The organism is Phaeodactylibacter sp. (assembly GCF_040219495.1).
In the GTDB taxonomy this organism is placed as follows: Bacteria; Bacteroidota; Bacteroidia; order Chitinophagales; family Saprospiraceae; genus Phaeodactylibacter.
The window spans coordinates 1-22,095 of the sequence record NZ_JAVJSK010000120.1 but is presented as its reverse complement, the minus strand read 5'-3'; the positions used below and the strand labels follow the sequence as shown (position 1 = coordinate 22,095).

General features: G+C 50.7%; 24 protein-coding genes. 15 read left to right on the top strand and 9 right to left on the bottom strand.

The annotated features are described in order from the left end of the window. Positions 1 to 44 precede the first annotated feature (44 nt). Positions 45 to 980: a DUF3137 domain-containing protein gene (locus RIC19_RS18850; protein WP_350179911.1), complete on the top strand. Its 936-nt coding sequence runs from the start codon at positions 45 to 47 to the stop codon at positions 978 to 980. Between the two features lie 2 nt (positions 981 to 982). Here RIC19_RS18850 and RIC19_RS18845 read toward each other — a convergent pair whose 3' ends face one another. Further along, positions 983 to 1,792 (bottom strand): universal stress protein, encoded by an 810-nt coding sequence (locus RIC19_RS18845; protein WP_350179910.1) that lies wholly within the window; start codon positions 1,790 to 1,792, stop codon positions 983 to 985. 376 nt (positions 1,793 to 2,168) lie between these two features. On the opposite strand from RIC19_RS18845, the gene RIC19_RS18840 reads away from it, so the two are divergent. Together RIC19_RS18840 and RIC19_RS18835 are read left to right on the top strand one after the other, a co-directional pair. Next, positions 2,169 to 3,836: a sensor histidine kinase gene (locus tag RIC19_RS18840; RefSeq protein ID WP_350179909.1), complete on the top strand. Its 1,668-nt coding sequence runs from the start codon at positions 2,169 to 2,171 to the stop codon at positions 3,834 to 3,836. A 102-nt stretch (positions 3,837 to 3,938) separates the two neighbouring features. Continuing rightward, positions 3,939 to 4,982, top strand: a complete 1,044-nt coding sequence (locus RIC19_RS18835) for a response regulator (RefSeq protein ID WP_350179908.1) — start codon at positions 3,939 to 3,941, stop codon at positions 4,980 to 4,982. Between the two features lie 140 nt (positions 4,983 to 5,122). Here the strand turns inward: RIC19_RS18835 and RIC19_RS18830 are convergent, their stop codons facing one another. Continuing rightward, a complete protein-coding gene (locus RIC19_RS18830) occupies positions 5,123 to 5,266 on the bottom strand; it encodes a hypothetical protein (RefSeq protein ID WP_350179907.1) in 144 nt (47 codons plus the stop codon). A gap of 289 nt (positions 5,267 to 5,555) precedes the next feature. Next, positions 5,556 to 6,329, bottom strand: a complete 774-nt coding sequence (gene trxA / locus RIC19_RS18825; protein ID WP_350179906.1) for a thioredoxin — start codon at positions 6,327 to 6,329, stop codon at positions 5,556 to 5,558. A 129-nt stretch (positions 6,330 to 6,458) separates the two neighbouring features. Here trxA and RIC19_RS18820 point away from each other — a divergent pair, with 129 nt between their 5' ends. The 10 genes from RIC19_RS18820 (at position 6,459) to paaC (ending at position 14,544) form a co-directional block, all read left to right on the top strand. After that, positions 6,459 to 7,073 (top strand): hypothetical protein, encoded by a 615-nt coding sequence (locus RIC19_RS18820; RefSeq protein ID WP_350179905.1) that lies wholly within the window; start codon positions 6,459 to 6,461, stop codon positions 7,071 to 7,073. Positions 7,074 to 7,215: 142 nt separating this feature from the next. Beyond that, entirely contained in the window at positions 7,216 to 7,578 is a 363-nt protein-coding gene (locus RIC19_RS18815; RefSeq protein ID WP_350179904.1) for a DoxX family protein, read from the top strand. An 87-nt stretch (positions 7,579 to 7,665) separates the two neighbouring features. Beyond that, positions 7,666 to 8,421: a tRNA pseudouridine(38-40) synthase TruA gene (gene truA, locus RIC19_RS18810; RefSeq protein ID WP_350179903.1), complete on the top strand. Its 756-nt coding sequence runs from the start codon at positions 7,666 to 7,668 to the stop codon at positions 8,419 to 8,421. Positions 8,422 to 8,474: 53 nt separating this feature from the next. Beyond that, positions 8,475 to 9,029, top strand: coding sequence for a hypothetical protein (locus tag RIC19_RS18805; protein WP_350179902.1), 555 nt, complete (start codon positions 8,475 to 8,477; stop codon positions 9,027 to 9,029). Positions 9,030 to 9,470: 441 nt separating this feature from the next. Beyond that, positions 9,471 to 10,874, top strand: coding sequence for a M20/M25/M40 family metallo-hydrolase (locus RIC19_RS18800; protein WP_350179901.1), 1,404 nt, complete (start codon positions 9,471 to 9,473; stop codon positions 10,872 to 10,874). A gap of 9 nt (positions 10,875 to 10,883) precedes the next feature. Further along, a complete protein-coding gene (gene hpt / locus RIC19_RS18795; protein ID WP_350179900.1) occupies positions 10,884 to 11,423 on the top strand; it encodes a hypoxanthine phosphoribosyltransferase in 540 nt (179 codons plus the stop codon). An 85-nt stretch (positions 11,424 to 11,508) separates the two neighbouring features. Next, entirely contained in the window at positions 11,509 to 12,303 is a 795-nt protein-coding gene (locus RIC19_RS18790) for an inositol monophosphatase family protein (RefSeq protein WP_350179899.1), read from the top strand. A 151-nt stretch (positions 12,304 to 12,454) separates the two neighbouring features. Then, positions 12,455 to 13,426 (top strand): 1,2-phenylacetyl-CoA epoxidase subunit PaaA, encoded by a 972-nt coding sequence (gene paaA, locus RIC19_RS18785; RefSeq protein ID WP_350179898.1) that lies wholly within the window; start codon positions 12,455 to 12,457, stop codon positions 13,424 to 13,426. 2 nt (positions 13,427 to 13,428) lie between these two features. Continuing rightward, positions 13,429 to 13,719 (top strand): 1,2-phenylacetyl-CoA epoxidase subunit PaaB, encoded by a 291-nt coding sequence (paaB, locus tag RIC19_RS18780; protein ID WP_350179897.1) that lies wholly within the window; start codon positions 13,429 to 13,431, stop codon positions 13,717 to 13,719. A gap of 63 nt (positions 13,720 to 13,782) precedes the next feature. After that, positions 13,783 to 14,544, top strand: coding sequence for a 1,2-phenylacetyl-CoA epoxidase subunit PaaC (paaC, locus tag RIC19_RS18775; RefSeq protein ID WP_350179896.1), 762 nt, complete (start codon positions 13,783 to 13,785; stop codon positions 14,542 to 14,544). A 268-nt stretch (positions 14,545 to 14,812) separates the two neighbouring features. Here the strand turns inward: paaC and RIC19_RS18770 are convergent, their stop codons facing one another. The 3 genes from RIC19_RS18770 to RIC19_RS18760 form a co-directional block, all read right to left on the bottom strand. Further along, the gene (locus RIC19_RS18770) at positions 14,813 to 15,853 is read right to left on the bottom strand and encodes an NADP(H)-dependent aldo-keto reductase (protein WP_350179895.1); all 1,041 of its coding nucleotides are present in this window, start codon (positions 15,851 to 15,853) and stop codon (positions 14,813 to 14,815) included. A 112-nt stretch (positions 15,854 to 15,965) separates the two neighbouring features. Continuing rightward, positions 15,966 to 17,360 (bottom strand): hypothetical protein, encoded by a 1,395-nt coding sequence (locus RIC19_RS18765; protein ID WP_350179894.1) that lies wholly within the window; start codon positions 17,358 to 17,360, stop codon positions 15,966 to 15,968. Further along, a complete protein-coding gene (locus RIC19_RS18760; protein WP_350179893.1) occupies positions 17,357 to 17,893 on the bottom strand; it encodes an RNA polymerase sigma factor in 537 nt (178 codons plus the stop codon). The genes RIC19_RS18765 and RIC19_RS18760 overlap by 4 nt, the downstream gene beginning before the upstream one ends. A 259-nt stretch (positions 17,894 to 18,152) precedes the next feature. Between RIC19_RS18760 and RIC19_RS18755 the strand changes: the two genes are divergently transcribed. After that, complete coding sequence (locus RIC19_RS18755) at positions 18,153 to 18,566, top strand: hotdog fold thioesterase (protein WP_350179892.1); 414 nt, start codon at positions 18,153 to 18,155, stop codon at positions 18,564 to 18,566. A 1-nt stretch (position 18,567) separates the two neighbouring features. On the opposite strand, the gene RIC19_RS18750 is transcribed toward RIC19_RS18755, so the two are convergent. After that, complete coding sequence (locus RIC19_RS18750) at positions 18,568 to 19,866, bottom strand: acetyl-CoA hydrolase/transferase family protein (RefSeq protein WP_350179891.1); 1,299 nt, start codon at positions 19,864 to 19,866, stop codon at positions 18,568 to 18,570. Between the two features lie 266 nt (positions 19,867 to 20,132). On the opposite strand from RIC19_RS18750, the gene RIC19_RS18745 reads away from it, so the two are divergent. After that, positions 20,133 to 20,294, top strand: coding sequence for a hypothetical protein (locus tag RIC19_RS18745; protein ID WP_350179890.1), 162 nt, complete (start codon positions 20,133 to 20,135; stop codon positions 20,292 to 20,294). Between the two features lie 104 nt (positions 20,295 to 20,398). On the opposite strand, the gene RIC19_RS18740 is transcribed toward RIC19_RS18745, so the two are convergent. Further along, positions 20,399 to 21,112 carry a Riean_0653 family protein gene (locus RIC19_RS18740; RefSeq protein WP_350179889.1) on the bottom strand — a complete coding sequence of 238 codons (714 nt, stop codon included), beginning with the start codon at positions 21,110 to 21,112 and terminating at the stop codon, positions 20,399 to 20,401. 716 nt (positions 21,113 to 21,828) lie between these two features. Then, the coding region (locus tag RIC19_RS18735; protein ID WP_350179888.1) for a hypothetical protein at positions 21,829 to 22,095 on the bottom strand (267 nt) is incomplete at its 5' end.

Genomic DNA, 22,095 nt, shown 5'->3' with positions numbered 1-22,095 from the left:
GCTGAAGAGCCACAGGCAAGGAATTTTGAACTATTTTAGCCCGCATGAAACGGATTGAGGAATTCCGAATGTACTACAACCACACCATCCATCCAGAGTTGTTGCGGATGGAGAAGCGGCGGCTCCGCCTGATCCGGTTGTTTGTCTTGTCCGTCCTCATCCTTTCGGGTGTTTTCCTGCTGGAATTCTATCTGGATATTTGGGTGCTCACCCTCGCATTGTCTATTCCCCTTGGCCTGTTCCTCTTTTACGTGGCATACCGGATTCAGCGCTTCCGCAATACTTTTAAGCCCAACATCATCAACCTGGTCCTCGACTTCATCGATGACGGGGCCAACTATGATGTCAACTACCCGCTGAAGTACAACCCAAAAGGCTTTATTGAAAAACAACGCTTTTTGGGCAGTCAAATTTTTGCGACCCCGGCGGAGAGCTACCACGGTGAAGATTTTATTACGGGCAAAGTAGGCAATCTCGAATTCGAAATGTGCGAGCTGTTCGTTTCTGAGACCTCCCCGGTCAAGAATGGGCTGCAGGAGGTGTTCAAAGGTGTTTTCATGCACGCTACTTTCCCGGAAGAAACAAACGGGCGGATCATTATCTGGCCCAAACGCCACCGCCACCGGCACTTCCGGGCGATCCGGGACTTCACCTGGATGGATGCCGTAGATGTGAGCCATGAAATTATGAACCCGGCCTTCCGCGAGGCTTTTCTCGTTTATGCCACCAACCGGACCCACGTCATCGGTATTCTATCCGAACCTATGCAGCAGGCGATTGTAGACTTCAGAAACGAGACTGGGAAAGAGATTTATATGTCATTCATCAATCGGGAAATTTATGCCGCAGTGACTGAAGATAAAGATCTGCTGGAACCGCACATCATCCGGTCCAACCTCAGCTTCGAGCTGATCCGGGAATTTTTCAGAGATATTCACCTCCTCCTCAAAATCGCTGAGGATTTTGACCAAATGCATTAGCGCTAGCACTCTTTTAGAATCAGTAAGGGGATGGATGTGCTGAAGACTTTCCGGGTCGTTGCACTTACATGGAATACCTCCTCCAGAAACCCCCGTTGCCGGCGCACCATCACCAGCAGCTGAGCACCGCAGTCCGTCACGAAGCTATTGATACTCTCATTGACCTGCTCTTTTTCCAATTCGTAGTGGAAAGAATGCGCCAAACCACTAAGGGCGGCATCCACACTGGGGTCTATACCATCACGGTCAAACGCAGCAGACTGATGAAAAACGCACACGGGTGCATCATAAGCTTTTGAGATGCTGACCAGAGGCGCCACTAATGATTGATCTGACAGCCCTTCTTCGTCAATAGCCAGTACGATTTTCTCCACCGGAGCATACCTGTAGCCTGCCGGGACGGCCAGCACAGGCACTTCAGACTGTTTGAGCACTGCATTCGTGGTACTGCCGAAGAAAATTTCCTGCAAGCCGGAAGCCCCCTGCGTACCCATCAGAATCAGGTCATATTGGTTGCGCCGGGCAAAGTCTGTGATTAGGTCAACGGTGTTGCCCCGGAGAATCTGGCTGTCAATAGTCACCCCGTTTTGGAGGCGGGGCTCAACTTTCTTAATGGCTTCCAGTACCTGGTCAACTGCATCCTTCTTCATAAAGTCGCTGACCGAAACAAACATGCCCGCGTTGCTGTGCACCTCATAGGTGTGCAACAGCGTCAGCTCTACCTCACCCAGGGCACTGGCCAGGCTAACACCATATTGCAGCGCGCTCATGGCGTTGGAGGAGAAGTCGGTTGGGATCAGTATTTTCTTCATAACAGGAGTGGTTTGATGCGATTCCTTTTCAATTTAACCTGCTAAGCCAAGCTGTACATATGACATCAATCAAGACCAGAGGGTGACATTTGTCATCTTATAACAGGGGCCTCCCCTGCTATCTTGCCAGCTCATGTAGCTACTAATGCTTAGCGTGGAATTAAATTCGGCAAAAAAACAAATATTCGGAATTAAAGAAAGTAAAAAGATTGGTGCTTCCTGAATGTTCAAAGAGATAGAACCCCAGAGCGCAATGGGACCTTCACATAGTCTGCTAAGCTCAGGTTTAATTTCTCAGCCAGAACCACCAATCGTTACTTCCCGGCCAGCCTTTACCAAACCATTATCGCGAATTCCAATTTGACGTACAATTATTTTGAGCCAATTATTCAAATCTTTAGTGCCCGAAGAAGCCGCCCAACAACTGGAGGCGATCATTCAGTCCGCAACAGACGGTATCATTTCTATTGATGCCCGGGGCCGTATGGTATTGGTCAATCAGGCTGCCGCCCATCTGTTTGGTTACCACAAAACAGAAATGCTGGGCGAGAATATCAATATGCTGATGCCCACTTACCATGCTCAACAGCACGATGGCTATATAGAACGCTACATGCGCACTGGTGAAGCCCGCATCATTGGCCTCGGCAGAGAGGTGATGGCACAGCGTAAAGATGGCACTCAATTCCCCATTCGCCTTAGCATTAGCGAAGTGGAATTGGATGACCGCCGGTTATTCACAGGTATCGTCCATGACCTCACGCAGCAGAAAACGGCAGAAGCTGCTCTGCAAAAAGAAAAGGAGCGTGCCCAGCGCTATCTGAATATTGCAAATACCATTATTGTTATTCTGGACCAGGACGGCAAGGTGAAGCTACTCAATGATAAAGGGCGGAAGATACTGGAGGTGGAAGCAAACGAAGCCATCGGTAAAGACTGGGTCGACTCTTTCATTCCAGACGAATACCGCAGTGAGGTCAAAATCGTTTTCCGGGCTTTGATGGACGGCCGGGACATCGAATACTACGAAAACCATATCCAGTCCCGCTCGGGCAAAAAACACCTTATCGCCTGGCACAATAGTCTTCTGCGTGACGATGACGGGCGAATAACCGGCTCGCTAAGCTCTGGCATCGACATCAGCGCCCAACGGGAAGCGGAGGACCGGATCATACGCTTAAACCAGGACCTGGAAAAGCGCGTCGCGGCACGGACCGAAGAGCTTGCGGAGGTAGTCAATCAGCTCCTGGGCATCAACAAACAGCTCAAGCACGAAATCAGAGAACGGGAAGCCGCAGAGTCCGCACTGAAGACCAAAGAAAAACAGCTCACCATCGCTCTGGAAAAAGAGAAAGAGCTCAACGGGCTGAAGTCCCGCTTTGTCTCTATGGCCTCGCATGAATTCCGGACCCCGCTGAGCACCATTTTGTCCTCTGCCGACTTAATCGAAGCTTATACCGAACAAGAGCAGCAGCCCAAGCGGCTACGCCATACACAACGCATCAAGTCTTCGGTAGCCAACCTGACGAGCATACTCAATGACTTTTTGTCTCTAAGCCGCCTGGAGGAAGGCAAGCTGAGCCTCAACACCTCCGGGTTTGAGCTGCCTGAAGTCTGGACCGAAGTCGAAGAAGGCGTACAGGGCATGCTCAAAAAAGGCCAAACCATTAACATCAAAGGGCTGAGCCATATTCCGCCCCTGCATACCGACCGCCGGATACTGCAAAATATATTTTACAACCTGCTCTCTAATGCCATCAAGTACAGCGGAGAGGGGCAGCCTATTGATTGCAGGGTCAACAGTACTAACGAGCACTTGAAAATCGAGATACAGGACTACGGTATCGGCATACCGGAATCCGAACAACAACATTTGTTCACTCGCTTTTTCAGGGCGCACAATGTGGAGAACATACAAGGTACGGGCCTGGGGCTCAATATTGTCAAAGGGTATGTAAAGCTACTGGAAGGCCACATTACATTTAAGAGCGTACCTAATGAGGGGTCCACTTTCAGTGTGGAAATACCTTTAACCTCAAATTAGCGCTCTATACAGCAGCCCTTCTGCTCAAGTGGTTTTCTGTTCTGCTTCAGGAACAAGGATTCTTGATTATATTTGAGTACTATAACCAGATAAAAAACAGCGATGAAGAAAATCTTAGTCATTGAAGATAACGAGGAAGTACGGGAAAACCTGGAAGAAATACTCGAACTGTCCGGCTATCAGGTTATTACCGCCGAGGATGGTAAGGTGGGTGTGGAAAAAGCCCTGACGAGCCCTCCGGATCTTATTCTTTGCGATGTGATGATGCCCCACCTCGATGGGTTTGGAGTACTTAACATACTGAGTAAAAAGAGTGTCACTTCTAATGTCCCGTTTGTCTTTCTGACAGCCAAGACCGAGAAAACAGACTTCCGCCGGGGTATGAACCTGGGCGCTGACGACTACGTCACCAAGCCCTTCTATAAAGATGAACTGCTAGACGTAATTGAGACCCGCCTGAAAAAGAGCGAGCGCCTCAAAAAACAGTTTGACAAGACCGAGCAGGGGCTTTCTGCTTTTATCAACGAAGCGAAAGGCTACGAAGAACTCCGCAAACTGTCTGATGAACGCAAAATCAAGCACTTTAAACGCCGGGACCTCGTTTTTGAAGAAGGGGACTACCCCCGCTACCTCTACTTCGTCAAATCCGGCAAAGCGAAAGTCTTCAAAACCAACGAGGATGGTAAAGAGTACATCATTGAGATTTGCAAGGAAGGCGATTTCTTCGGTTACCTGGATTTGCTCAAAGAAGAGAAGTACACCGAATCTGCCGCTGCCATGGAAGAAACCGAGATCAGCCTCATCCCCAAAGAGGATTTCTCCAAACTGCTGAATGCAAACCGGGACGTCGCTTCCCAAATGATCAAGATGCTGGCCAACAACGTAACCGCTAAGGAAGAACAACTGCTCAACCTGGCCTACAACTCGGTACGCCGCCGTGTAGCCGATGCTATACTCCTGCTGCACGAAAAGCAGGGCGAAGGGAATATCACGATCTTACGGGACGACCTGGCCCGTATCGTGGGCACCGCCAAAGAAAGTGTCATTCGTATGCTGACTGAATTCAAGGAGGACGGCTACATTGAGGTCATTGACGGCGCGATCAAGATTGTGGACCCCGAGGGCTTGCGGAATATGCATGCCTAAAAAAACAGAGCCCTTCGCTGGCATGAAGGGCTCTATCTAAAACCGATAACACTAAAATTTTTCAGCACGAAAAAGTGCTCGAAAAAAGCAGTATGAAAAACTTCTAACTTGTAGCTTGATTCCAAAAAGCTTCCGGAAAATCAATCTGCTTGTTTTTCCGGAGTATTTACAGCCAAAAAGCCGAAATACAGCACCATCAACGCGGCCATCAAGGCCAGCCACCATTGCCCGGCAACGAGTGCCAGTACCGCAATTGCGCCCAATAAATAGGATTGTGATGGCATAAGGTCTGTTCTGTTGATCAAGCCCTACAAAAGTAAAGGCTACGCGATGACACTGAAATGACTTTTGTCAGCCAAGCCCATTTTTTTTAGCGGCCTGCAGGGCGCTGCTTTACAATAAAAAACCCGTGCCAACGGGTTAGCACGGGTTCCCTTTCAAGATTGAAAGTGAGCAGTTCTTTGCGTATCAAAAAGCCAAATTCGATCAATAAATCTGCTTTTCATTTTAGGAGCTTGTTGGGGTTTCACACTCCTGCCGGCGTTCGCTCCAAAAGTAAAGTCCCAACACGCTCTAATACAGTACCATATCAAACTGCCGGCGGTAGACCTTAGTAAGCGGGTGCTCATTGCCCCAGGCGTGAAAACAAGCGATTGCAGCCCGGCGTGGCAGGTCTTTCGCGTAAGACTTATCCTTACCGGTTGCTTCAATAATAGCTTTGATACCCGTTTCCCAGTCCCGTTGCTTAAGCGCAGCCTGTGCGGCAGCAACCGCCTTCCCTGATGCGGAATCGTCGGCTTGGTGCTGCATCAGTTCTGCAATCGTTCGCACAGCTACGGCCTGATCAGCAGCCGGGGCCCCTGCCTTGATGGGCTCCAGCAGGTGTTCTGCCCGTTCCGGTGCAGTAATAGCCAGCGCCATCGCCAGGGCGAGGCGGGCGTCTTTCATATCCGGATACTGCGCCACGAATGCCTCCAACTCAGAGAGGTCTCCATCGCCATCCAGGCGCTCCAGGATCAGATCAAGTGTCTCTTTGCGCCCATCCGGCAGCGTATTGGCCAGCCAGTTTTCGATTTGGGTGCGGGGCAGTGCCCCGGCAAATTCAGCAATGACCCGCCCTTTGTAAAACATTTTGACGTTGGGGATGCTCCGGATTTGGTACTCCGCCGCTACTGTTTGCTCCTCTTCTGTATTTACCTTGACCAGTTTCCACCGATCGGACTGCTCCTCAGCCAGCGCCTCGATGGTTGGACCTAATACCCGGCAGGGGCCGCACCAAGGGGCCCAGAAATCTACCACTACGGGTGTCTTATGGCTTTGTTCAATGACTTCGGCTTGAAAATTCATACTGTGGCTTGATTGATTAAAAAAGGTCTGTACAGATCAATAGGGGTATACCTTTCTAGAATACATCATCAGAGCAGGATATGTTTACGGGCAATCAACGCCCGGCTTTACTGTTTAAAACCAATGATTATGAAATACCCGATTTTTTTGTTCAGCCTGATGTTCACCGCTTCCACCCTGCTGCAGGCACAGCACGAAGCCCTTTTTGATGACTTGTCCTCTTTTGGTGCCTTTGGAGGCCCGATCCTCGAGTTCAGCTCGGTCAATGGACAGCTCACGGCAGACGTCGGTGGTGGCGGCGCGCTCATCCTTGATGAGTTCTTCATTGGCGGCTATGGCATGGGGACAGATTATCCTGAGGTCAGTTTTGAAGCCAACGTAGACGGAGAGGTCATCCCGGTTGATGCAGATATTGACTTCGGGCACGGTGGGCTTTGGTTTGGCTACGTGAAAGATATTGAGCAAAAAGTGCACCTTTATTCCAGCCTGAAAGTAGGTTGGGGACGGGCAGAGCTGAAACACGATGAGCTTGACCTGCCTTCCGACCGGCTCTTCGTGCTCACCCCTGAAATAGGCATAGAGTTGAACATGACTAATTTTTTCAGGATCGGCCTTACGGGAGGATACCGGGCAGTGAGCGGCATCAGCCGTCTGCCAGCACTGGAAAACAAGGACTTCAGCAGCCCAACCGTAGCACTCACCTTTCGCTTCGGTGGGTTTGGCAGTTATTGGGACTGGGATTAGCCCAAATAATAACCCGATACAAGTCAATAGAAAAGAATAAAAAATTTCTTCCTCTATAAATCACAAATACTTGTTTTACGATACAAATTATCGTAGTTTGTTGTTTAAACAATAATGTTTAACCAACTAAACACCTATTAACATGAATGCGATTTTAAACTTAGGCAAGTATTTGTTTGCTGTTCCGTTTGCCATCTTTGGCTTGTTCCACTTTATGAATGCAGAAGCCATGAAAGGCATGGCTTTCGGCAGTTCTATCCTGGTTTACCTGACGGGTGCTGCACTCATTGCCGCTACGGTGAGCATGCTCATTGGCAAGCTGGACAAACTTGCCGCCACACTGCTCGGTATTTATCTTTTACTAATGGTTTTCCTGGTGCATCTAAACGGGGCGATGGCAGGCGACCAAACTGCTACTTCTATGTTCCTTAAGGACTTGATGCTGGCCGGAGGTGCATTTATGTACGCCAAAAGTGTCGCTTCCGATAGTTCCGTCATTGGATAAACGCCCATTAAAAATCAGGAATGCCTCGTCAGAATACTGGCGAGGCATTTTTTATTTAGTTTTGTCCTTTCAAGAACGGCTTTATGCATGAGGTACTTCGCAGAACTCGCTTATAACGGCACATCATACGTAGGCTGGCAGGCTCAGCCCGGCCAAACGAGCGTTCAGGGTACGATCGAACAAGCCCTGGGCACCATCCTGAACACCCCGGTTGAAGTCGTGGGCTGTGGGCGCACGGATGCGGGCGTTCATGCCAAACAGTACTTCCTGCACTTTGACTATCCCGGCTCTTTTCCGCAGGGCTTCAACCGGCGGATCAATAAATTCCTCCCCCCCGATATTGCCATCTACAGGTTTCTGGAAGTAGACACGCAGGCTCACGCCCGTTTCGACGCCACCCACCGGGCGTACGAGTACCATATTGACTTCAGGAAAAACCCTTTTGGCAAAGACACCCGGTATTTTTTCCCGTTTGCCCACCAAATAGATGAAGGGCTACTGCAGGAAGCAGCACAACTGTTACTCGGTTACCAGGATTTTTATCCTTTCTGCAAATCCAATACGGATGTCAAAACGATGCGCTGCGACCTGAGGCGTTCAGAATGGGCTGTCGACCGGGCGCAGCACCGGATGGTGTTCCATATCGCAGCAGACCGGTTCCTGAGGGGCATGGTCCGCCTGATTGTGGGCATGTGCCTGAACGTTGCGCAGCGCAAACTCGACCTGGCCTCTGTACGCAAAGCCCTCGAGCAGCAAACCCGGCTGCCTAAGAGCCTGAGCGCTCCACCCGACGGTTTGTACCTGACCGACATACGGTACCCCTTTATTCATCCTGAAACCTGACCGGCGGAAAAGTGTTTCCAATAGGTATCAAAATCAGACAGACCTTCCCTTCTATGAAAATATCCCAACTTTTTGCGCTGGCCATTAGCCTTGCTATTTTTTTCTCTTCCTGTCAGGAACAACCCGTTTCGGCGGGCGGTCAGCCCGAACCCTTCTTTGACCTCAAAGCGTATATGGAAAAACAGATTGAAGCCCTTAATCAGGAGCAGTCTGCCGTCCGCAAGGCCATTTTAGTCGACGGGCAGCGGGAAACAAAGCAGCTTGATTCCCTCGACTACCGTATTGAGCTCAAAACCTTCCTCAACTCCGACATCAACCGGAAAGCCTGGGTAGACAAGTATACAACCGATAGTACTCTGGAAGGCAGCTACCTGAAGGAGGTGACCTACACGGCAACAGCAGAAAAGCTAAAAACACGGCTACTCCGCATTCGGTACGATCAAAACGAGGTATCCGATATATATATTGAAAACCGCACCAACAGCATCGTAGCTGATGTGCGGCAGGAATTGCATTTTCAACCCGAAGTGGGCTACCGCTTGCGCACGACACAAGAGACGGTTTTGTCTGAAGCTCAGGAGATTGAGGTCACCGTCAAATGGGAATAACCAGAAAGACAGGTTCTGGGCTCCTACACGAGGGCAAAAAAAAGAGGCAGCGCTACCACAGCACTACCTCAGCCCTAACCAAATAAAACCAAATTATAACTTCTATAATCATGGAAAGCACTTCTGCTCTCCTATTATTTTCATGTTTCGATATTACAAAGGTAAGTACTTTGTGTAAAAAATACAATAACAAAATTGTTAAAAAAACAGGCCGGGGGTTGAAAAACTTAAAACAAAGCCTCCTTTTTAGCTAAAAAACAGTATATTCAAAGAGAATACATATAGGTTTCTAGATATTTTAATGAAAAAAATGCGCTCCTTTTGAAATTTAATTCCGGTGATTAAAATCGTACCAAATAAGTTTCCGGAACTGTTTCTGTTTGATTTTAAGCCCGACAGCACAAGATTTTTTTGAAAAAAATGAAAAAATTATCTTTGGGCATGAGATATTCCAAATCAATGCCCAAACTATTGGTATTGGCTGTTTGCCTTCCCTTCCTGTTGCAGGCACAGCAGAGCCAAACCGACGAAGACGCCTTTTTCATCCGCAAGATTTACGATCAGACGCTTACCGACAGTCAGTGCTACGACTGGCTGCAGTACCTTACCCGCCGCATAGGTGGCCGGTTAGCGGGCTCTCCGCAGGCGGCTGCAGCGGTGGAATATACCCGGCAGATGCTGGATACCCTGGGGCTTGATACGGTCTGGCTGCAACCCGTCATGGTACCGCACTGGGAACGGGGCGAGCCGGAGCAGGTCCGCATCGTTAACTCTATGAAGATGGGCAGCGTAGACCTGAATGCGCTGGCGCTGGGCAATTCAGTAGGCACAGGCCCCACAGGCATCACAGGGGAAGTCGTGGAAGTGAGCAGCCTGGACGAGGTGGATAGTCTGGGCGAGCAACTCCGCGGTAAAATCGTGTTCTTCAATCAACCCATGGACCCCACTGAGCTCAATACCTTCGCAGCCTACGGTAAAGCTGCCGGATCACGGGTGTACGGTGCGTCCAGGGCTTCCCGCTATGGGGCCGTAGGTGCCCTGGTCCGCTCTCTGACAACACGCCTTGACCTCATCCCCCACACCGGCTCCACGGTGTACGATGATCAGGCGGAGCCCATTCCGGCCATCGCCATCAGCACGATGGATGCAGAGCTGCTCAGCCGCCTGCTTAAGGAAGAACCTGTACGGGTCTACATGCACAACAACAGCCGGATGCTGGGCGAAGCGCTTTCCTATAATGTGATAGGTGAAATCAAAGGCTCGGAGTATCCGGAAGAAATCATCCTGGTCGGAGGCCACCTCGACTCTTGGGACGTTGGCACGGGCGCACATGACGACGGTGCCGGCTGCGTACATGCTATGGAGGTCCTGCGGCAGATCCGCCAACTGGGCTATCAGCCCAAACGGACCATACGGTGTGTGCTGTTTATGAATGAAGAGAACGGGCTGCGTGGCGGGCGGGCCTACTGGAAGTGGTCGAATGAGCAGGAAGAATACCATACTGCGGCTATTGAATCCGACCGTGGCGGCTTCACGCCCCGTGGCTTTACCGCCGATGGGCACGATGAGGTATTCAAGAAAAAATTCAAGCGGGTGATTGAGTGGATCCCGCTTCTTGCCCCCTACGGACTTGATTTTGAAAAAGGCGGTTCCGGTGCCGACATTTCTGGACTGAAGGGACAAAAGGGGTTGCTGTTTGGCTTCAAGCCTGATTCCCAACGCTATTTTGATTACCACCATACCCCCATTGATGGCCCGGATGTGGTGAACAAGCGGGAGCTGGTACTCGGCGCGGCTTCCATGCTCAGCCTGGTATACCTTATTGATCAATACGGACTCGACTAAACTTTGCTCATGCCAGAACGCATACAGCTACACGACCTTCATTTCACACCCTACCTCAGCGAGGCAGCAATACAAGCGCGTATTCGGGAGCTGGGGCAGGAAATTGCCGCAGACTATCAAGATAAAAAGCCCCTTTTCATAGGCATACTCAACGGTGCCTTTATGTTCACGGCCGATCTGGCCCGGGCTTGTTCTATTGATGCAGACTTCGCCTTTGTGCGCCTGAAGTCTTACGAAGGGACGAGGTCCTCCGGGGAGGTGATCACCATGATTGGGCTCAAAGCACCCGTTGAGGGGCGGCACCTGATTTTGGTGGAAGACATTATTGACACAGGGCGCACTTTGCATACCTTTTTACCTCAGCTACAGGAGCAAAACCCCGCTTCCGTGCGCATCGCTGCGTTGCTCTCCAAGCCTGAGGCGCGAGTCAGGCCGCTCCAAGCCGACTACACCGGCTTCGAGATCCCCAACAAATTTGTGGTGGGGTATGGGCTGGACTACAACGAGCTGGGCCGTAACCTGCCTGCCATTTATCAACTTGAAGACTAAGAGCCCACCAAGCGCCTCACCCGGCAATTTCCCAGTGCCCTGGAAAAGCTGATTTACAGTTCGCGATTATTAAACCTACGCTGACATGAACTTACCCGATATTTGCCATAATGCCGTAAAGCTTGCAGAACAATCTGCCCGCTTCCTACGGCAAGAACTGGGCAATGTACGTACGGATCAGATTGAAGAAAAGGCACTCAACAGCCTGGTTTCTTATGTGGATAAAGCAACAGAGGCGCAATTGGTGGCCGGCCTGCGGTCTATCACTCCCGGCTGCAGCTTCCTGACCGAAGAAGATACCGTGGAAAACACTGAAGGTAGCCTGCGGTGGATCGTGGATCCGCTCGATGGCACTACGAATTTCCTCTTTCAGCTCCCGGTTTTTTCCATTAGCCTGGCCCTGGAACGGGAAGGGGAGATTGTGCTAGGTATCGTATACGAAGTGAATCAACAGGAGGCCTTCTATGCCTGGAAAGACAGCGGTGCCTATCTGAACGGCAAGCCGATTCGGGTCAGTAAACGCCCCACCCTTCCTCAATCGTTGCTTGCAACCGGATTCCCATACTACAATTACGATCAAACCCAGGCGTACCTGAAGGCACTGCAGTTCTTTATGCAGCACACCCGCGGCATTCGCCGGTTTGGCTCGGCAGCAGTAGACCTTGCCTATGTAGCCTGTGGGCGCTTCGATGGCTTTTTTGAATATAGCCTGCAGCCCTACGATGTGGCTGGCGGAGCCTTCATCGTGCAGGAAGCAGGAGGTGTGGTTACGGATTTCCGGGGCGGTACGGACTGGCTTCATGGTGGCGAGATGCTGGCGTCCAATGCGTTGATTGCTGAAGATTTCCTGGAGGTAGTACGGTCAGCTTTCAAATCTTAACGTACACTTCTACCTCTGGCAATCAGCTATTTAACCTAAAAATAACGGCTACTGAACAAAAACGAACAAACGTTCGTTTTTATAAAAAGCAACTGTTATATTTGCAACATCGCAAAGGCTATTTTGCCGTCCGCACATAACCCACGACGACATGACAGCGCCAACGGATTATACTCATCTCGAAGAGCAATTTCAGGCACGCATTGATGCCGAAGAGAAGATAGAACCTAAAGACTGGATGCCAGACAGGTACCGTAAAACCCTGATCCGGCAGATTTCCCAGCATGCCCACTCGGAAATAGTAGGGATGCTGCCTGAAGGCAATTGGGTCACCCGCGCCCCTTCCCTCCGCCGCAAAGTAGCGCTGCTAGCCAAAGTACAAGACGAAGCCGGACACGGACTGTATCTTTACGGTGCCGCCGAAACGCTGGGCGCAGAGCGGGATGACCTGCTCGAAGAACTCCACTCCGGCAAAGCGAAGTACAGCAGTATCTTCAACTATCCGACCCTCAGCTGGGCGGATATCGGCGCTATTGGCTGGCTGGTGGACGGTGCTGCCATCATGAATCAGGTGCCACTTTGCCGCTGCTCCTATGGTCCCTACGCACGCGCTATGGTGCGGGTGTGCAAGGAGGAGAGTTTTCACCAACGGCAAGGGTACGAAATCATGCTGACCCTGGCACGGGGCACCGAAGCGCAGAAGCAAATGGCGCAGGACGCCCTCAACCGCTGGTGGTGGCCGTCTCTGATGATGTTCGGCCCCAACGATGCAGAATCCAAGCACACCGCGCAGTCTATGGCGTGGAAAATCAAGCGGTTCACTAATGACGAGCTCCGGCAGCGTTTTGTAGACATCACGGCACCTCAGACTGAATTCCTGGGCCTGTCCATACCGGATGAGCACCTGAAGTATAATGAAGAAACCGGCCACTATGATTTCGGCCCGATCAACTGGGAGGAATTCTGGCAAGTAGTAAGCGGTGAAGGCCCTTGCAACCGTCAGCGCCTGAAAGCCCGCCGCCGGGCACATGAAGAGGGGCAATGGGTGCGCGATGCAGCCTTAGCTTACGCAGAAAAAAGGCAGCAGCGTCAAGCCGCTCAAAATGATCCAAAAGTAGCCTAACCATGAGTGAAAAGAAGAATTGGCCGTTGTGGGAAATTTTTATCCGCAGCAAAAATGGTCTTAACCACAAGCATGTAGGCAGTTTGCACGCTGCTGACGCAGAAATGGCTATAGAAAATGCCCGCGATGTCTACACACGTCGCATGGAGGGCGTAAGTCTGTGGGTGGTGGAATCCAAACATATCACGGCCTCAAGCCCTAACCAAAGTGATTCCTTATTTGATCCGGCCAATGATAAGGTCTACCGCCACCCTACTTTTTACAACCTTCCGGACGAAGTGAAGCATATGTAAATGCCTTAACAGCCCGGAGCATTCCGGGCTTCATTTTTCCCGCCTTATCAGAAAGCGATTATCATGACACTAGCTGAAGCCAAATATCAATATCTCCTGCGCATGGGCGACAACGCCCTGATCTTGGGGCACCGCCTGTCCGAATGGTGTGGTCATGGCCCGGTCCTGGAACAAGATATTGCCCTAACCAATATCGCCCTGGATCAGGTGGGACAGACCAGAAGCCTTTTACAATATGCTGCCCAACTGGAAGGCAAAGGCCGCACAGAAGATGATTTAGCTTACAAGCGGGATGTTATGGCGTACCGCAACGTGTTGCTGGTCGAACAGCCTAATGAGAATTTTGCCTACACGATCGTACGGCAGTTCCTTTTTGATGCCTTCAACTATCTCCTCCATAAAAGCCTCGTACAAAGCAAAGACGAACATTTGCAAGCCATTGCTGAGAAGTCGCTCAAAGAAATTACTTATCACTTGCGTTTCAGTTCGGAATGGATGATCCGGCTAGGCGATGGCACAGAAGAAAGTCACCAGAAAATGCAAACCGCCCTTGACGACCTGTTTATCTACAGCGGGGAGCTCATCACGCCCGATGAAGTCGATCAGGTCATCTTCGAGGCGGGCGTTGGTCCGGACCTGAATGCCATTCAGCCGGACTACCATGCTAAAGTAGATGAAATCCTACAGAGAGCGACCCTCCAAAAGCCGGACGTAAAGTACATGCAAAGCGGTGGAAAAGATGGCCGCATGCATACCGAATACCTTGGTTACATCCTGGCAGAGCTGCAATTTGTACAGCGTGCCTATCCTAATATGGAATGGTAAAAGTGCGGTATCGGGCATTCTGTGGCAAACACAGCACGCCCGATACCGCAACTCTTCGTCGCTAAAAGTTTATTGGGATTTTGCTCTTGGAGCGAACGCAGCCAAGTTTTGTTCTGATTGAGGCACGAAGAGGAAGCCTTAGCTACGTGACCGACCTGTCCGTGTCCCGTCCACCGGAGACCGTACAAGACTATGGCAGGCGGGAGAGCAACGAAGAGCAGGACAAAATTTGGCAAGAGTAGCCCGAGGTGTAAAACCCCAACAAGCTCTATGGTGCGGGATTAGGAACCGCCTCGTGCACAGCTTCTATTTCGTTCAGCACATCCTGGCTGAGCACTACATCGATACTGCCTATATTTTCCTTCAGCTGCGCCATCGTCGTCGCCCCAATGATATTCGAGGTAGTGAATGGCTGCTGATTGATAAACGCCAGGGCCATCTGAGCCATATTCAACCCGTAGTCTTCTGCGATGGAGAGGTAGCGGGCAGTAGCTTCGTGGCAGTTTTGGCTATTGTAACGTGAAAGTTGCTTAAACTTGTTAATCCGGTCACGCGGCTGATCTTCCTTTCGGTGGTACTTGCCAGACAGTAATCCAAATGCCATAGGTGAATAAGCCAGAAGCCCCGCTTGTTCCCGGATGGCAACTTCTGCCAGCCCCACCTCAAACGTCCGGTTCAGTAAACTATAGGGGTTTTGAATGCTCACCATCCGTGGGAGGTCGTGCATTGCTGACAGGTGCAGGTAGCGCATCAGCCCCCAGGGTGTTTCATTGGAAACCCCGTAATGGCGTATTTTCCCTTCTTCCTTTAACGCATTCAGGGTTTGTAGTACTTCTGGCAGGTTATCCTCCCAGTCCTCATTCTGATCATGCTTGTAACCACGTTTGCCAAAGCAGTTAGTATTGCGCTCCGGCCAATGCAGCTGATACAAGTCTACGTAGTCCGTTTGGAGCCGGCTCAGGCTACCCTCAATCGCTGTACGGATTTGCTCCGGTGTAAAACGGAGCGGGTTGCGGATGTGCTTTAGCCCGGCGGACGGGCCGGTCACTTTGGTGGCAATGACCACGTCATCGCGTTTGCCCCTTCCCTTGAGCCAGGTACCAATAATCCGCTCAGTGCTGCCTTGCGTCTCCGGGCGCCCGGGTACGCTATACATTTCAGCGGTATCAATAAAGTTGACGCCCTGATCAAGGGCATAATCGAGCTGTTCGTGCCCTTCGGCCTCGGTATTTTGCTCACCGAAGGTCATAGTGCCCAGACAAATCTTACTCACCTTAAGGCCGGTGCGGCCGAGTTCTGAATACTGCATTGATGTGTTATCGCTTTGGAGGTCCTATCAGAAAAGTCCACAAAATAACAACAGCGCTGGCTTCAAGGGTTGAAACCAGCGCTGTTATTTTTCTGAGAATTGGTGGTGCCTGCTACAAATGTTTACGTATGCCCATAAACACGCCTGCACTCATGTGGCGCTGCTGCACCGCATATTGGTCCTGAGTAACAGAGTTTGGGAACATCTTGAAGTGGGGCTCAATCAGAAACTCCAGCCCGGACTTCGTTGCATACGTCAAAGCTACACTACCATAATAGCCGACCCCCGCCTGCCGTTTGAAGACACTCGTTGTGTTGGGGTCTTCCGGGTTCAGTGGTGTTGGGGTCAGGGTTTCCGGCGACAGGAAGTCACCGTTCTGACGGAAAAGGAGGTTCAAATAAGCCCCTCCGTTAACAGACAGCCCAAACTTGCCGACTTCCATTTCGTAGCCCACAATGAACGGGATATCGAGCATCCGGTAAGTGTTGCGGCTTACTTTGTAACGCTCGCCCACTGTCACGATGGTATCATACCCAATGATATTGCCCTGATTGTCGCGGACCGGCTCGGTGATTTCCCGGCGTTCGGTACCATTGAAGTAGGTAAACTTTTCGTTGACCTGAGAGTAGTTCACGCCCGTCCGGAATGCCAGTCCGTTTTCCGCTTCCAGAGAAAGGCGTACACCACCACTGAAGGCGAAGACGAAGGATTCTGTTTCCCGCCGGCTTTTAGCATAGTCCTCAAAGTTAGGATTGCGGGCCTGCAGTTCGCTGAAGGCTAAGTCCGGAGAGGCCATGATGTCAACGTAAAGGCCCCAGTTGCCGTTGCCAAACTGTGCGCATTTGGGCTCCGGATTGAAGAGTGCGGGCATTACTGCAGCTTCCTGCTCCTGCTCGTAAACAGCGGCAATAACAGGCAATTCTGCTTCATGCGAAGGTTTTGGCAATACGGAGGCAGGTATATTTGCTGAAGCCGAAGCAGCGGTCAGCGGAACAGCTTCCGGTTGAGCCTCATTCAGTATTTGGGAAGCCAGCGGCTGAATGGGTGAATGAAGCTGAGCGATGCCTGTCTGCGTAGCAACAGCCTGAGCCACGGCTGTGGAAGCCTGTTGGCGTTTGGGGTTGAGTGTAGCTTGCGGGCTGCGCGCCGCAGTGCGTGAGTCGTTGTTGAAAGCGATACTTTCAATTTCTTTGTGTTGTTCAATCGTTTGGGTAACGGAAGGCGAGGCCTTAGCCCGTAGGGCGACCTGCGGCTGATGCGGTGTTGCGAGGACCGGAAAAGCAGTGAGTGTAGGCTGCTGATGGTTCCAAAGCAACAGCGCTACCCCTGCGGCGGCCACGGAGGCCAGCACAGTAGCGAATGGTCGGTGTTGCCGGATCTGATTAAGGAAACGATGTTTCCAATTGCGTTTTTGGTCTATTTGCTCCCAAAGATGCATTGGCGTTTCTGTGGTCAGGCCCTGCAATTTGTCCCGAAACGCTTCATCCAGGGGATGATGTCGGTTCATACTGCAATTTTTTGAATTTTAACAATCATGCCTTGAAGCATTTTTCTGGCCTTGACTAATTGGGATCGTGATGTGCTCTCCTGAATACCAAGCATATCAGCAATTTCCTTGTGGCTGTACCCCTCTACGGCGTAGAGGTTAAAAACCACGCGGTAACCATCTGGCAGCTGATTGATCAGGCGCAGCACTTCTTCGTGTTCTAAGTTTTTGTAGGATTCTGGCTCCGTTGAGTGTTCGGGCTGGTTTTCCAGGCCGATTTGTTCTTGTTGAAAGCTTTTTTTGCTGTAGTTTTTCAGGGCGGTGTTGATGACAATTCTGCGGATCCAGCCTTCAAAGGACCCTTTAAACTGGAATTTGTGGATATTATCGAAGACCTTCACGAAGGCATCCTGCAATATATCCTCCGCCTCCATCCGGTGACGGGTATACCGCATACATACCGCTAGCATTTTGCCAGCGTAGCGTACAAAAAGCGCTTGTTGGCAATGCCGGTCTTCTTTGATACAGCCTTGAACAATCTCTTTTTCCGTCACAGGAAATTATTGAGCTATACGCCCTACACCACTGCATTTTCCCCTAATGTAGGAACCCATAGTTGTTCAAAATACCCAGGTTAGCGGGAGGTTAAGCTTGGCGAAACCTATCAATAAGATGGCTTGGTCAGGGGAAACGCTGCCTGGATATTTTAAAAAATTTACCTCAAGATACAGAATAATATGGTATCATGCTGTAACAAATCAATATTTTCCTTATCCCTTCCGGAGCGGAGCTGCCCGGGACAAAACAAACCCTATGGAAACAGCCGAGCAAATCGTTGACCAAATGTTCACTCAGGATGCTTTCAGTCAGTGGCTGGGCATAGATCGGATTGCGGTAAAACCGGGTTACTGCGTTTTAAAGATGGTGGTGAGAACAGAAATGCTGAATGGTTTTGGCATTGCGCACGGCGGTATTAGCTACAGCCTGGCAGACAGCGCGCTCGCTTTTGCTTCCAACTCGCGCGGAAGGCATGCGTTAAGTATTGAGACCTCCATTTCACATACGGCTCCCCTGCAATCGGGCGATGCGATTACCGCCACGGCTACCGAAGAGCAGTGCAGCCGCCGCATCGGCATTTACCGGGTGGAAATCCGGAAAGCCGACGGGCAACTTGCTGCTATTTTTAAAGGTACGGTGTACCGGAAAAGTCAGGACTGGGAAGTGTAGGTTATTTCCAGGTTTTCAGGTGCAAATGCTCGTAGGCCTGCTTTTCCAGTCCTTCCCGATGATCGGGGTGCGCAATAGAAATCAGCTGACGGGCGCGCTGCCGCAGGTTGCGCCCAAACATTTCGGCTACGCCATACTCCGTGACGATGTAGTGGACGTGCGCCCGGGTCGTGACTACCCCGGCACCGGGTTTCAGCATGCAGGTAATGCGGCTGATGCCCTTATTGGTAGCGGATGGCAGTGCGATGATGGGCTTACCACCCTCTGAGAGCGATGCCCCCCGGATGAAGTCCATCTGCCCGCCTACCCCGGAGTACACGCGCGTACCGATAGAATCGGCACACACCTGTCCGGTCAGGTCTATTTCAATGGCGCTGTTGATGGCCACTACTTTTGGATTTTGGCGGATCACAGCTGTATCGTTCACATAAGCGATGTCCAGGAAGCGAACCAATGGGTTGTCATCTACGAAATCGTAGACTTTTTGTGTGCCCATCAGAAAGCCCGTTACGATATGGTTGCGGTGTTTCACCTTATGCTCGTTGGTGATGATGCCTTTTTCTACCAGATCAATGACCCCATCGGAGAACATCTCCGTGTGGATACCCAGCTCCTTATGATTAGACATTGCTGCCAAAGCCGCATTGGGGATGGTACCGATGCCCATTTGAAGGGTGGAGCCATCCTCCACCAGGTTGGCGATATGCTGACCGATGCGCTTCTCAATATCTGTGGGTTCCGGGAGGGCAATTTGCGGAAGGGCATAGTCGACCTCCGTCACCCGGTCAAATTTGCTGATATGAATAACGCCATCACCGTGGGTGCGCGGCATGCGAGGGTTGATCTCCGCAATCACGGTTTTAGCGGATTGCGCAGCGGCAAGGCTGGCATCCACGGATACGCCGAGTGTGCAGAAACCATTTTTATCCGGAGGGGAGACCTGCAGCATCGCCACATCCAACGGAAGGATTTGGCGGCGGAACAACAGGGGCACTTCGCTTAGAAAGATCGGGATATAATCTGCCCGGCCGGCTTGTACAGCTTTCCGCAGATTCCCTCCCACGAAGAGGTTATTCACCCGGAAGGAGTCTTCCATACCTTCATCGGCGTAAGGCGCCGGCGCATCGGTATGCAGGTGCATGATTTGGATATTCCGGAGCTCCTCCGACCGTTTGGCCAGTGCTTCAATCAGGGTCTTGGGGGCTGCGGTAGCACTGTGAATAAAAATCTTATCCCCGGTTTTGACTAATGCGACCGCTTCCTCGGGGCTGACAGCGGTGTAGGATGGATTAAATTTCATGGTAATTGTTTCATTCCGTTTGGCCGAAAGTACTTATAAAGCGCATAAAAGGGAAGGAAGGTTTGGCATTTTGGGGGGTGATTTTTGTTACCGTACTTTTTACAATAAGTATAGGTAAAAAACAAGCCCCGGCAGCCAAGTGACGGAGATAAAGGATACAATTTTGATTCGCTGAAATTTTCTAAACAACTGACCAGAGGGAGGTTGTGTGAAAATATTAGCGAATCCTAAAGAAAACTGTATCCTTTATTTCCGTCAAACTACTAATGCTACCGGAGCTTGTCCATCAAGCCTTACGCTTCCATCCGACCTTACCGCTGTACCATCACTTTGAGCTGATGGGCGCGCTGCCCGTCTGCGGTGGTGAAGTGCAGGAAGTACCTGAGCCAAAGCATAGTCTGCTGTTACTTAGCCCGGAGGCAAAGTAGTATCTATCTGCACCTGCTGTTGTGCGGACAAGCTTCCCAAAGCAAGGATACAAAACGCTGTGATAAAGAGAGAAATTTTCATAAAATGATAGTTTTGGAATGGTTTAGTTTGCGAATTTAATATCATACCGCCCTTCTGAAATGACTATAGTGTCTTCTTGACATTCTGAACTAATGGCAGTGAAATAAAACGTCCCGGAAACGATTTTTTCTTCAAGTTCTAGAAACTCAACCTGAAAACCATGAGGCGATAATGTGTCCAATTGATGGGTTACACCAAGAAAAGAACAGTCAAGGTCTAAAAAGAACGCAGTATTGAGATTTTTAACCTCGTTGCTTTCTTCTTCCAAGACAAGTTCAAATGAAATAGACTCCAAAGTAATATCATTATCTTTGGTAGCCGAGACTCCTAATTGATTACTCGGATAATGAAATGATGCACGAAGCTTTGTCCCCGGCCCGAATGGGTTCCCTCCCTCCGGGAGCCAGGCTTCCCCATTGACCAGGCAGCCGAAGGTGTTTTCACCGGTGGTGGTCAATCCAGGCAGTTGCTGTTCCGGAGTGAGGGTGGTGGTTTCGCACCCGCCCCACAGCAGAGGCACGGCGAGCAGCCAGGTGAGCATTAGGCTTGATGCGCTGGGAAGCATTGCAGGCGTAAAATGGCTCTTTCCTGCCCATACTGTGCCTTTTCTCAGTCGCTTAGCTCGGCTAAGCTCCTTCAAATCCCGGTGATTACCGGGAGCGTATGGTTGAAAATAGCTCATTTTCCCCTCTACACTGCCCCAACGCATCAAGCCTGTTAGGAATTTGTTTTTCATAGGTGAAAGGTTTTTATGTGTGTTATTGAAAGTACGCCGGGTGAAGGAATCGACTTCGTTGTAAAACTACGTCGAACGGCGAGTGCACCCGGCAAAAAAAGGTTTTTTATGTGTTAAAAAATAGGAATTGACTTGGATCCACCCCCGCCCTTCGGGCACCCCGTGTCACGGCGCTGTAGCCAGCGGTACTGTCGGAAGCGCCCAGCGGGGGATAATAGCACGGGCAGTGCCTTCAACTGCCGGCTGGGCGGCTGTTCGGGCATGCCTGTTTAATGCCAATATCATCGGTACCGCTATAGCGTAAGGCTTTAGTGGTGCGGTTATGTTTTTTGTTCAAGTAAGTGTGGCGGTCACACAGGGAGCGCCGGTTTTTGTGTTGCTGCGCGCAGTGATTCGTGCAATTGATTGGTAACATACTGCTTAGCCGTGGGAATGTCAAGGTTGCGGCGTGAAAACATTGTTGTTTTTGGCTTGTGGTGAGGGGTAGATAGAGCGTTGGCCCTGGCTTGGTTGAATCATATGCGACTCTACCTGCCTGCACCGGGTAGGCTGGTGCTACGAAGCCTTTTGGCCGTTTTGTCCGGCTCATTAGGCAGACTCCCCGTTCTTTGAGTAGTAGCTGAAGGTATCGGAGCCAGACTTCGAAGGGAGTGTTATAGGTTGTGTTATTGAGACTGGGTACTGAAGATGTGTTGGCAAAGCTTTTCTTCATCGCTTTATCCATCCACCAACTGGCCGATCAGCCCGTGCAGTTTATCCTCCTCTTCGCCGCTCAGGGGGATATCTGTAAGCAAGTCCTCGCGAACGTATTTATTCAATGCGGCGGCATCTCCCTCTGATTGGACAGACAGAAAAGTGGTCACCACCTCCATGCTCAGCTCCGTGAAGTCTGCTAATTTTGCGGCGGGCCAGTCTGGGAAATGCACAGCGGTTTTGAGCAGATTAAAGATGCTCTTTTTGTAGATGCCTTCCTCCCGACCTCT

What these genes read in the sequence shown, in the direction of transcription:
- RIC19_RS18850 (WP_350179911.1), top strand. Translation starts at nt 45, where the DNA reads ATGAAACGGATTGAGGAATTCCGAATGTACTACAACCACACCATCCAT.
- paaC (WP_350179896.1), top strand. Translation starts at nt 13,783, where the DNA reads ATGACACTAGCTGAAGCCAAATATCAATATCTCCTGCGCATGGGCGAC.
- RIC19_RS18790 (WP_350179899.1), top strand. Translation starts at nt 11,509, where the DNA reads ATGAACTTACCCGATATTTGCCATAATGCCGTAAAGCTTGCAGAACAA.
- hpt (WP_350179900.1), top strand. Translation starts at nt 10,884, where the DNA reads ATGCCAGAACGCATACAGCTACACGACCTTCATTTCACACCCTACCTC.
- paaA (WP_350179898.1), top strand. Translation starts at nt 12,455, where the DNA reads ATGACAGCGCCAACGGATTATACTCATCTCGAAGAGCAATTTCAGGCA.
- truA (WP_350179903.1), top strand. Translation starts at nt 7,666, where the DNA reads ATGAGGTACTTCGCAGAACTCGCTTATAACGGCACATCATACGTAGGC.
- RIC19_RS18805 (WP_350179902.1), top strand. Translation starts at nt 8,475, where the DNA reads ATGAAAATATCCCAACTTTTTGCGCTGGCCATTAGCCTTGCTATTTTT.
- trxA (WP_350179906.1), bottom strand. Translation starts at nt 6,329, where the DNA reads ATGAATTTTCAAGCCGAAGTCATTGAACAAAGCCATAAGACACCCGTA.
- paaB (WP_350179897.1), top strand. Translation starts at nt 13,429, where the DNA reads ATGAGTGAAAAGAAGAATTGGCCGTTGTGGGAAATTTTTATCCGCAGC.
- RIC19_RS18750 (WP_350179891.1), bottom strand. Translation starts at nt 19,866, where the DNA reads ATGAAATTTAATCCATCCTACACCGCTGTCAGCCCCGAGGAAGCGGTC.
- RIC19_RS18830 (WP_350179907.1), bottom strand. Translation starts at nt 5,266, where the DNA reads ATGCCATCACAATCCTATTTATTGGGCGCAATTGCGGTACTGGCACTC.
- RIC19_RS18765 (WP_350179894.1), bottom strand. Translation starts at nt 17,360, where the DNA reads ATGAACCGACATCATCCCCTGGATGAAGCGTTTCGGGACAAATTGCAG.
- RIC19_RS18740 (WP_350179889.1), bottom strand. Translation starts at nt 21,112, where the DNA reads ATGAAAAACAAATTCCTAACAGGCTTGATGCGTTGGGGCAGTGTAGAG.
- RIC19_RS18815 (WP_350179904.1), top strand. Translation starts at nt 7,216, where the DNA reads ATGAATGCGATTTTAAACTTAGGCAAGTATTTGTTTGCTGTTCCGTTT.
- RIC19_RS18835 (WP_350179908.1), top strand. Translation starts at nt 3,939, where the DNA reads ATGAAGAAAATCTTAGTCATTGAAGATAACGAGGAAGTACGGGAAAAC.
- RIC19_RS18755 (WP_350179892.1), top strand. Translation starts at nt 18,153, where the DNA reads ATGGAAACAGCCGAGCAAATCGTTGACCAAATGTTCACTCAGGATGCT.
- RIC19_RS18845 (WP_350179910.1), bottom strand. Translation starts at nt 1,792, where the DNA reads ATGAAGAAAATACTGATCCCAACCGACTTCTCCTCCAACGCCATGAGC.
- RIC19_RS18745 (WP_350179890.1), top strand. Translation starts at nt 20,133, where the DNA reads ATGCTACCGGAGCTTGTCCATCAAGCCTTACGCTTCCATCCGACCTTA.
- RIC19_RS18820 (WP_350179905.1), top strand. Translation starts at nt 6,459, where the DNA reads ATGAAATACCCGATTTTTTTGTTCAGCCTGATGTTCACCGCTTCCACC.
- RIC19_RS18770 (WP_350179895.1), bottom strand. Translation starts at nt 15,853, where the DNA reads ATGCAGTATTCAGAACTCGGCCGCACCGGCCTTAAGGTGAGTAAGATT.
- RIC19_RS18800 (WP_350179901.1), top strand. Translation starts at nt 9,471, where the DNA reads ATGAGATATTCCAAATCAATGCCCAAACTATTGGTATTGGCTGTTTGC.